This window comes from Aeromicrobium camelliae (assembly GCF_003850045.1).
Taxonomy (GTDB): domain Bacteria; phylum Actinomycetota; class Actinomycetes; order Propionibacteriales; family Nocardioidaceae; genus Aeromicrobium; species Aeromicrobium camelliae.
The window spans coordinates 104,673-113,894 of the sequence record NZ_RQJX01000009.1 but is presented as its reverse complement, the minus strand read 5'-3'; the positions used below and the strand labels follow the sequence as shown (position 1 = coordinate 113,894).

Below are 9,222 nucleotides of genomic sequence, written 5' to 3'. Positions count from 1 at the left end.
ACGGGACTACCAGCCCCAAAAACAACAAGGTCCGAACCCACTTCCGTAGGTTCGGACCTTGCAGATGTCCTGAGACATCACAGGGTGCCCCCGGCAGGATTCGAACCTGCGCTCCCGCCTCCGGAGGGCGGTGCTCTATCCCCTGAGCTACGGGGGCCGATATCGCGTCAGCGAGCCTACCGCATGCTCCGCTAGCGTGGTGCCGTGGCCACCGTGCTCGTGGTCGACGACACCCCGTCGATCCGCTTCCTGATCCGGACCAACCTCGAGTTGGCGGGTCATCGTGTGATCGAGGCGTTCGACGGTCAGGACTCGCTGGACATGCTCGCGGCCTGCGATCCGCTGCCCGATGCCGTGACGATGGACATGATGATGCCGCGCATGGACGGAGTGACCGCGGTCGAGCGCATCCGTGCGGACGAGCGTTGCCGCGAGCTGGGCATCGTGATGGTCACCACCCAGGGTCAGCAGTACGACGTCGCGCGCGCCGGGCGTGCCGGGGTCGACGCGTACGTCACCAAGCCGTTCCACCCCGACGCGCTCGTCGCCACGATCGAGCGCGTCATCGCCGACCGACAGGCCGAGCGCAGGTGACGCGTCGGTAGGCTGGGACGGTGACTCCCGACCAGCTTTCCGCGGCAATCGTCGCTGCCCTGCAGTCCCTCGTCGACGACTCCTCGCTCACGCTGAGCGACGGCGTCCCCGCCTCCGTGCGCGTCGAGCGACCCAAGGTCAAGGAGCACGGCGACTACGCCACCAACGTCGCGATGCAGCTGACCAAGAAGGCGGGACGGCCGCCGCGCGAGATCGCAGAACTGCTCGCCGACCGGTTGAGCGTCTCCGACGGCATCGCTAGCGCCGAGGTCGCGGGACCGGGATTCCTCAACATCCGGGTGGCCGCCGGTGCGCAGGGCGACGTCGCCCGGCACGTGCTCGAGGCCGGGGAGTCCTACGGTCACGCAGCGGAGTCGACGGGCCGCCGGATCAATCTCGAGTTCATCAGCGCCAACCCCACCGGCCCACTCCACCTCGGTCATACGCGGTGGGCGGCCGTGGGCGACGCCCTCTCGCGCGTACTCCGTGCCGCAGGCAATGAGGTGACCAACGAGTTCTACATCAACGACCGCGGGTCGCAGATGGACAAGTTCGGTGCCTCGCTGCGCGCCCGCGCTCTCGGGCATGAGCCGCCGGAGGACGGTTACCACGGTGCGTACGTCGCCGACCTCGCCGCGCAGGTCGTCACCGCGCACCCGGGCATCCTCGAACTGCCGGAGGACGAGCAGCTGCTGGCGTTCCGCGAGGAGGGCTACGCGATGCAGCTCGCCGAGCAGCGCAGCGAGCTGGAGGAGTTCCGCACCGTCTTCGACGTCTGGTTCTCCGAGCGGTCGCTCCACGAGTCCGACGCCGTCGAACACGGCATGAAGCGCCTGCGCGAGCAGGGCCGCCTGTTCGAGTCCGACGGGGCGACGTGGATGCGCACCACCGACTTCGGCGACGACAAGGACCGGGTGCTCGTCCGCTCCAACGGCGAACTCACCTACTTCGCCTCGGACACGGCGTACTACGTCAACAAGCGCGAACGCGGCTTCGACCAGTGCCTCTACCTGCTCGGCGCCGACCACCACGGCTACGTGGGGCGGCTGTCGGCCATGGCCGCGTGCGTCGGCGACACCCCCGGCGAGCAGATCGAGATCCTCATCGGCCAGTTGGTCAAGATCCTGTCGAACGGGCAGGAGCTCAAGTTGAGCAAGCGCGCCGGCACGATCGTGTCCCTGCGCGAGCTCATCGACCTCATCGGCGTGGACGCGCTGCGATACACGCTGATCCGGTATCCGGCCGACTCGCCACTGACCCTCGACGTCGCCGAGATGACGCGCAAGAGCAACGACAACCCGGTCTACTACGTGCAGTACGCGCACGCGCGTCTCGCGTCGATCGTCCGCAACGCCGCGGATCTCGGCCTCGTCTTCGATCTCGAGCGGTTCGACCCCTCGCAGCTCTCCACCGAGCGCGAGGGTGACCTGCTGCGGTCGCTCGCGGAGTTCCCGCGGGTCGTCGCGCAGGCTGCTGAGCTGCGCGAACCGCACCGGATCGCGCGGTACCTCGAGGACACCGCCTCGGCCTTCCACAAGTTCTACGACACCTGCCGGGTGCTGCCCCAGGGTGACGAGGAGATCAGCGACGTCCACCGCGCTCGCCTCGTCCTCGTCGCCGCCACCCGCCAGGTCGTCGCCAACGGGCTGACGATGCTCGGCGTCTCGGCCCCTGATCGGATGTGATGATGCGCGCACACGAAGCAGGTGCCCTGCACGGGCAGGCCGGAGATCGCGGTCCCGCGTGGTTGCGCCACCCCGAGGACGTCAACGCGCTCGTGCCCTCGCTGTGGGCCGAGAACGTCGCCAAGAGCGACGGCGTCGTGACGGTCGCAGGCGTCGGCGTCGACGAACTCGCCCGTGAGTTCGGCACGCCGCTGTACGTGCTCGACGAGGCGGACTTCCGTCACCGCGCCCGGTCTTTCCGCGAGGCCTTCGCCGGCGCTGACGTGTACTACGCGGGCAAGGCGTTCTTGTCAGTGGCAGCCGCCCGGTGGATCGCCGAGGAGGGGCTGAACCTCGACGTGTGCACCGGCGGTGAGCTCGCCGTCGCGTTGCGCGCGGAGTTCCCGCCCGAGCGCATCGGTCTGCACGGCAACAACAAGTCCGTGGCCGAACTGCGTCGCGCGCTTGAAGTGGGCGTCGGCCGGATCATCGTCGACTCCTTCGAGGAGATCGGCAGGCTCGGCGCGTTGGCCGGCGAGCTGGGCGTGCGCGCACCGGTGATGGTGCGCGTCACCGCGGGCGTCGAGGCACACACGCACGAGTACATCTCCACCTCGCACGAGGATCAGAAGTTCGGCTTCTCGATCGCCGGCGGCGACGCTATGGAAGCCGTGCGGCGCATCCTCGCCGACGAGGGTCTCAACTTCCTCGGCTTGCACTCGCACATCGGCTCGCAGATCTTCGTCACCGACGGTTTCGAGGTGGCGGCGCGGCGCGTGCTGCGACTGCACGCGCAGATCGCGAGCGAGCTCGGGGTGGTCGCGCCCGAGCTCGACCTCGGCGGCGGATTCGGCATCGCGTACACCACGCAGGACGATCCGAGCAGCCCGGAGACGCTGGCGCGCGGCATGCGCGGGATCGTCGAGGGGGAGTGCGCAGCACTCGGCGTGGACGTTCCGCGCCTGTCGATCGAGCCTGGCCGCGCGATCGCCGGGCCCTCGACGTTCACGCTGTACGAGATCGGCACGACCAAGCGGGTCGCGCTCGACGGGGGCGGGGCGCGTCACTACGTGGCCGTCGACGGCGGCATGAGCGACAACATCCGGCCTGCGCTCTACAGCGCGGACTACTCCTGCACCCTCGCCTCGCGCGAGTCGACGGCGGAGCCCGTGCTCAGCCGCGTGGTCGGCAAGCACTGCGAGAGCGGGGACATCGTCGTCAAGGACGAGTACCTGCCGGCCGACGTCGCGCCCGGTGATCTCCTCGCCGTGCCTGGCACGGGGGCGTACTGCCGCTCGCTCGCCAACAACTACAACCACGTGCCGCGCCCGGCGGTCGTCGCCGTGCGCGACGGCGAGGCACGCCTCCTGTTGCGTCGCGAGACCGAGGACGACCTCCTCGCCCTCGACCTCGGCTGAACTCCCAGGACCCGAAACGAGCGACCGGCTGCCGGGTCAGGTGGTCGAGTAGCGACCGAGCGACGAGGGAGCAATGGAGCCGTGGCAGTAAGGGCGTAGCCGCCACGGAGCGAGACCATGAGGCAATGTGGTCTCGATGCGGTCGGTCGCTGAGCGACCTTCCTACTCGACCACCAACGACTCGTTCCTGAGCGTCTGTGCGGGTGGCATGCGGCGGGGGCCGGGACCTTCGGCGGCGAGGCGGTCGTCGGGGTTGTAGAGGCTGCAGGACTTGAGGGACAGGCATCCGCACCCGATGCAGCCGTCGAGCTGCTCGCGCAGACGCTGGAGGCCGGCGATCCTCTCGTCGAGTTCGTCGCGCCAGGAACGGCTCAAGCGCGCCCAGTCGGCCTTCGTGGGGGAGTGATCCTCCGGCAGCGTGCTCAGCGCCTGGCGGATGCGGGTCAAGGAGATGCCGACGCTCTGGGAGACGCGGATGAAGGCGACGCGGCGTAGAACGTCCCGGTGATACCGCCGCTGATTCCCCGCGGTGCGCTCGCTGCTGATCAGTCCTTCGCGCTCGTAGTAGTGCAGCGTCGAGACGGCCACGCCGGTACGGCGGGCGACCTCGCCCGGACCGAGGGCATGGCTGCGTAATGCGCGGTGAGACACGTCACCCTCCTTCGAATTGACCTCAACCTTACTTGAGGTTGTTCGATCAGTGTCATGACGATCTCATGGCTCGCAGTACTCGCCGTCCTCGCCCTCCCGACCACGAACGACAGGCCCTCCGCCGCGCCCCTGCGCGACGTCGAGCACGCCCGCTGCGTGCGGGAGGCGCTGCGTGATGCGGCCTTGGCGCGGGTCGTGCGATGACGGCGGTCGAGTCGGGCGTCTCGTGGCGGACCGCCGGATTGAGCGCCGCTGTGGCCGGCCTGTTCACCACCGCGTTCCTCGTCGCGTTCGAGTCCTTGGCCGTCGCCACGGCGTTGCCGATCGTCGCCGACGACCTCGACGGTCTGTCGTTGTACGCGGTGTCCTTCGCCGCGCCGGCCGCGACGGCCGTGGCGGCGATGACCGTGGCCGCCTGGTGCTGCGACCGGTACGGCCACGCCCCCGTGATGGTCGCCGGTGTGCTCGTCTTCGCGCTCGGCCTGGTGGTCGCCGGAGTCGCCTCGACGATGACGCAGTTCGTCGTCGGGCGTGCGGTGCAGGGCGTCGGCAGCGGACTGATCGGTGTCGCGCTCTACGTGCTCGTCGGGCGTACGTTTCCGCCCGAACTTCGACCGCGCGCGTTCGTGGTGCTCACCAGCGCGTGGGTGCTACCGGCCGTCGTCGGTCCGGCCGTCGCCGGGACGGTCGCGGAGCATGTGGGGTGGCGATGGGTGTTCCTCGGCGTGCCGGTGCTTGCGTTCGTCGCCCTTGCCCTGCTGCGTCCGGCGCTCGCCACGTCCCACGGCGACGCCTCGGTCGTGGCGGATCGTGGGCGCGTGTGGCGCTCGCTCGTGGTCGCGGCCTCGGTGTTCGCGGTGACGATCGGCGGTCAGCGCACCGTCGCCTGGTGGCCGCTCCTCGTCCTCGGCGGCGCGGTGGTCGCGCTCGCCTCGGTCGTCGCGCTCCTTCCGCCCGGGACGTTCCGCGCGCGTCCGGGCCTGCCGTCGGTCATCGCCACTCGCAGCCTCACGAGTACCGCCTTCTTCGTGGCCGAGTCTTTCGTGCCGCTTGGGCTCGTCCAACTCAGAGGATTGTCACCGACCGTCGCCGGACTGTTCCTCACCGCGACCGCGGTTCTGTGGTTCGCAGGCTCGTGGTGGTCGACTCGCTCGAGGTGGTGGCGCTCGCGCCGCCGTCGCGTCGTGGTGGGTGCGGCCGCGGTGGTGGTCGCCGTCGTCGCCGCGTCAGCCGTCGTGATCGACGCGGTCCCGATCGCCGTGATCGCGGCCGGGTGGGCCTTCGGCGGTCTCGGGATGGGAATGGCGATGCCGACGCTCAGCGTCCTCGTGCTCGACCTGTCGACCCCGGACACTCAGGGACGCAACAGCGCCTCGATGCAGACGAGTGATGCGGTGCTGCAGGCATTGGTCATCGCCGTGTGCAGCGGTGTCTTCGCCGCCCTGCTCGCGCAGGGCGGTGCCACTCCGTTCGTCGGCGTCTTCGCGATCGCCGCTGTGGTCGCCGTCGTCGCCGTGCCGGTGGCGACGCGTGTCGGCCCCGACGAGAGTCGTTGACCGCGGGTCGGGACATGGCGTCGGCGCTCACGACGACGCCGATAGGCTGAGCAGGTGACCAGTATGCCTCTCGCGGACCGCCGCCCTCTGCGCATCGCCCTGCTCGGGTGCGGTGTCGTCGGCACCGAAGTGGCCCGGGTCCTCACGAGCGACGCCGAGGAATTCGCCCGCCGCATCGGTGCCCCCGTCGAACTCGTCGGCATCGCCGTGCGCCGTGCCGGCCGCCGTCGTGACCTGGACGTCCCCGAGGAACTGTTCACCACGGACGCGATGGGACTCGTCACCCGAGGCGACGTCGACGTCGTGATCGAGGTGATCGGCGGCATCGAGCCCGCGCGCGAGCTCATCCTCGCCGCGCTCGAGCACGGCGCCTCGGTCGTCACCGCCAACAAGGCGCTGCTCGCCGAGGACGGAGAGACCCTGTACGAAGCGGCAGCCAAGGCCGAGCGCGACCTCTACTACGAGGCCGCCGTGGCCGGGGCGATCCCGATCGTCCGCCCGTTGCGCGAGTCCCTCGCCGGCGACCGAGTCACGCGGGTGCTCGGGATCGTCAACGGCACGACCAACTTCATCCTCGACGCCATGTCCACGACGGGCGCCGGATTCGCCGACGCGCTCGACGAAGCCCAGCGCCTCGGCTACGCCGAGGCCGACCCGACAGCGGACGTCGAGGGCTTCGACGCGGCCGCGAAGGCGGCGATCCTCGCCGGTCTGGCCTTCCACACCCGCGTCACGATCTCCGACGTGCACCGTGAGGGCATCACCGAGGTCACCGCCGCCGACGTCCGCTCCGCCGAGGAGATCGGATCGGTGGTCAAGCTGCTCGCGATCTGCGAGCTGGACGCCGAGGGCGCCGTATCGGCCCGGGTTCATCCGGCGATGATCCCCACGTCGCATCCGCTCGCGAGCGTGCGGGGCGCGTACAACGCCGTCTTCGTCGAGAGCGAGGGCGCCGGACAGCTCATGTTCTACGGGCCGGGTGCCGGTGGAGCTCCCACCGCGAGCGCCGTCCTCGGCGACGTGGTGACCGTGGCCCAGCACCGGCTCGCCGGAATCAGCGGCGTGGGCGAGTCCGCGCACGCCAGCCTCGAGATCGTGCCGATCGGGCGAGCCCGTACCCGCTACCACGTCGCGATCGACGTCGACGACCGTCCGGGCGTCCTCTCGGCCGTCGCGCAGGCGTTCGCGGCGCACGACGTCTCGATCAAGACCGTTCGTCAGGAAGGCCACGGCGGCGATGCGCAGCTGGTCGTGGTCACGCACGAGGCCGAGGACGCCGCGCTGTCGGCGACCGTGGCCGACGTGCGCGAGCTCGACATGGTGCGAGGCGTGTCGTCCGTCATGCGCGTGGAAGGAGTGTCCTGAATGGCGCAGCCGTGGCGCGGAGTCATCACCGAGTATCGCGAGTGGCTCCCGGTCACCGATGCGACGCCGACCATCACCCTCGGTGAAGGCGGCACGCCGCTCGTGCATTCGTCGTGGCTCTCCGAGATCGTGCGCGGCGACGTGTTCATCAAGGTCGAGGGCGACAACCCGACCGGCTCTTTCAAGGACCGCGGCATGACCGCGGCGATCTCGGTCGCGGCCGGTGAGGGCGCGAAGGCCGTGGTGTGCGCATCGACCGGTAACACCTCGGCGTCGATGACCGCGTATGCGGCACGGGCCGGGCTCACCCCGATCGTCCTGGTGCCGCACGGCAAGATCGCCGCCGGCAAGATGGCGCAGGCGGTCATGCACGGCGCCGACATCATCCAGGTCCGCGGCGGCTTCGACGAGTGCCTCCAGGTGTCGCGTGCGCTGGCCAAGGACTACCCGGTCGCTCTGGTGAACTCCGTCAATCCGGTGCGGTTGGAGGGACAGAAGACCGCCGCGTTCGAGATCGTCGATGTGCTCGGCAAGGCGCCCGACATCCACGTCCTCCCGGTCGGCAACGCCGGCAACATCTCGGCCTACTGGATGGGGTTCCGCCAGTACGCCGATGCCGGCGTCGCCGACCATCGCCCGGCGCTGTGGGGATTCCAGGCCGCGGGAGCGGCCCCGCTCGTGCGCGGCGAGATCGTGCGCGAGCCCGACACCGTCGCCACCGCGATCCGCATCGGCAACCCGGCGTCCTGGTCTCTCGCCGAGGCCGCGCGTGACGAGTCCGGCGGCCGCATCGACGCCGTGACGGACGAGCAGATCCTCGACGCCCAGCGCGAACTCGGTGCCCACGAGGGCGTCTTCGTCGAGCCTGCCTCGGCTGCGGGCGTCGCGGGACTTCTCGCCGCCGCCCGCGCCGGTGAGGTTGCGACCGGCCAGACGATCACCATCACGGTGACCGGTCACGGGCTCAAGGACATCGACACCCCGCTGTCGCGGATCGAGTCCATCGTCGACGACGTCATCGATCCCAGCGTCGAGGCCGCGGCCGAGGTGGCGGGGTTGGCATGAGCTTCGTCCAGCATCCCGTCACCGTGCAGGCGCCGGCCACGAGCGCGAACCTCGGCCCGGGCTTCGACGCGCTGGGTCTCGCGCTGACGTTGCGCGACACGGTCACTGCCGAGGTCGCGGGGGAGGGCCTGACGATCGACGTCCGCGGTGAAGGTGCGCAGGACGTCCCGCGTGACGCCTCCCATCTGCTGTACCGCGCCATGTCCTCCGCGTTCGACCTGCTGGGCGAGACGCCCCCCGGGCTGCGGCTGACGTGCGAGAACGTCATTCCCCACGGTCGCGGTCTCGGTTCGTCCGCGGCGGCGATCAGCGCCGGCATCGTGCTGGCCCGCGCGCTCGTCGAGGGCGGACACGATCGTCTCGACGACCGGGCGGTCCTGCAGCTGGCGACGGATCTCGAAGGTCACCCGGACAACGTCGCGGCCGCCTTGTCGGGCGGCTTGGCGATCGCGTGGATCGACGGGGCGGCCGCGGAGGCGGTGCGGCTCGACGTCGACGTCGACGTGACCGTTTTCGTCCCCCAAGAGCCGGTGCCGACGCACACGGCTCGCGGCCTGCTCCCGAGCGAGGTGTCGCACGCCGACGCCGCCTTCAATGTGGGCCGCGCGGCGCTGCTCATCGCCGCCCTGCGCGACGATCCGTCCCGGTTGATCTCGGCGACCGAGGACCGGCTGCACCAATCGTTCCGTGCTGACGCCATGCCCGGGTCGTACAAGCTGCTGCGTCAGCTGCGGGTCGAGGGAATCCCGGCGGTCATCTCGGGTGCCGGCCCCAGCGTGCTCGCGTTCACGCACGGTATCGGCGACGCCGCGCCGGACGGCTGGAGCGTTCACGAACTCGGTGTGTCGAAGCTCGGCACCCACATCGTCGGCTGACGCTCGGCCGCGACACGCGAAAGTGCCACCCCGG

9 protein-coding genes and 1 tRNA gene are annotated in these 9,222 nt (G+C 70.2%); 8 read left to right on the top strand and 2 right to left on the bottom strand.

Annotation, left to right across the window (positions count from 1 at the left end):
- Positions 1-85: 85 nt before the first annotated feature.
- Positions 86-157 (bottom strand) — tRNA-Arg (locus EHW97_RS08470).
- A 47-nt stretch (positions 158-204) separates the two neighbouring features.
- Between EHW97_RS08470 and EHW97_RS08465 the strand changes: the two genes are divergently transcribed.
- From EHW97_RS08465 to lysA, 3 genes are read left to right on the top strand one after another with little or no spacing between them, the layout of a single operon-like run.
- Positions 205-594, top strand: a complete 390-nt coding sequence (locus EHW97_RS08465) for a response regulator (protein ID WP_124236734.1) — start codon at positions 205-207, stop codon at positions 592-594.
- Positions 595-614: 20 nt separating this feature from the next.
- On the top strand, positions 615-2,279 hold the full coding sequence (gene argS, locus EHW97_RS08460) for an arginine--tRNA ligase (protein ID WP_124236733.1): 1,665 nt from the start codon (positions 615-617) through the stop codon (positions 2,277-2,279).
- Entirely contained in the window at positions 2,279-3,676 is a 1,398-nt protein-coding gene (lysA, locus tag EHW97_RS08455; RefSeq protein WP_208001959.1) for a diaminopimelate decarboxylase, read from the top strand. The genes argS and lysA overlap by 1 nt, the downstream gene beginning before the upstream one ends.
- 162 nt (positions 3,677-3,838) lie before the next feature.
- Here the strand turns inward: lysA and soxR are convergent, their stop codons facing one another.
- On the bottom strand, positions 3,839-4,327 hold the full coding sequence (gene soxR, locus EHW97_RS08450; protein ID WP_124236731.1) for a redox-sensitive transcriptional activator SoxR: 489 nt from the start codon (positions 4,325-4,327) through the stop codon (positions 3,839-3,841).
- 54 nt (positions 4,328-4,381) lie between these two features.
- Between soxR and EHW97_RS15300 the strand changes: the two genes are divergently transcribed.
- The 5 genes from EHW97_RS15300 to thrB all read left to right on the top strand — a co-directional run bounded on the left by EHW97_RS15300 (position 4,382) and on the right by thrB (position 9,188).
- A complete protein-coding gene (locus tag EHW97_RS15300) occupies positions 4,382-4,531 on the top strand; it encodes a hypothetical protein (RefSeq protein ID WP_166367448.1) in 150 nt (49 codons plus the stop codon).
- Positions 4,528-5,883, top strand: a complete 1,356-nt coding sequence (locus tag EHW97_RS08445) for an MFS transporter (RefSeq protein ID WP_124236730.1) — start codon at positions 4,528-4,530, stop codon at positions 5,881-5,883. The genes EHW97_RS15300 and EHW97_RS08445 overlap by 4 nt, the downstream gene beginning before the upstream one ends.
- Positions 5,884-5,946: 63 nt before the next feature.
- Entirely contained in the window at positions 5,947-7,248 is a 1,302-nt protein-coding gene (locus EHW97_RS08440; RefSeq protein WP_124236738.1) for a homoserine dehydrogenase, read from the top strand.
- Complete coding sequence (gene thrC, locus EHW97_RS08435) at positions 7,249-8,313, top strand: threonine synthase (protein ID WP_124236729.1); 1,065 nt, start codon at positions 7,249-7,251, stop codon at positions 8,311-8,313.
- Positions 8,310-9,188 (top strand): homoserine kinase, encoded by an 879-nt coding sequence (thrB, locus tag EHW97_RS08430; protein ID WP_124236728.1) that lies wholly within the window; start codon positions 8,310-8,312, stop codon positions 9,186-9,188. The genes thrC and thrB overlap by 4 nt, the downstream gene beginning before the upstream one ends.
- The last annotated feature ends 34 nt before the right edge of the window (positions 9,189-9,222 follow it).

Excerpts from the sequence above, each read along its gene's own strand:
- lysA (WP_208001959.1), top strand. The coding sequence starts at position 2,279 with ATGATGCGCGCACACGAAGCAGGTGCCCTGCACGGGCAGGCCGGAGAT.
- EHW97_RS15300 (WP_166367448.1), top strand. The coding sequence starts at position 4,382 with ATGACGATCTCATGGCTCGCAGTACTCGCCGTCCTCGCCCTCCCGACC.
- EHW97_RS08445 (WP_124236730.1), top strand. The coding sequence starts at position 4,528 with ATGACGGCGGTCGAGTCGGGCGTCTCGTGGCGGACCGCCGGATTGAGC.
- EHW97_RS08440 (WP_124236738.1), top strand. The coding sequence starts at position 5,947 with ATGCCTCTCGCGGACCGCCGCCCTCTGCGCATCGCCCTGCTCGGGTGC.
- thrC (WP_124236729.1), top strand. The coding sequence starts at position 7,249 with ATGGCGCAGCCGTGGCGCGGAGTCATCACCGAGTATCGCGAGTGGCTC.
- thrB (WP_124236728.1), top strand. The coding sequence starts at position 8,310 with ATGAGCTTCGTCCAGCATCCCGTCACCGTGCAGGCGCCGGCCACGAGC.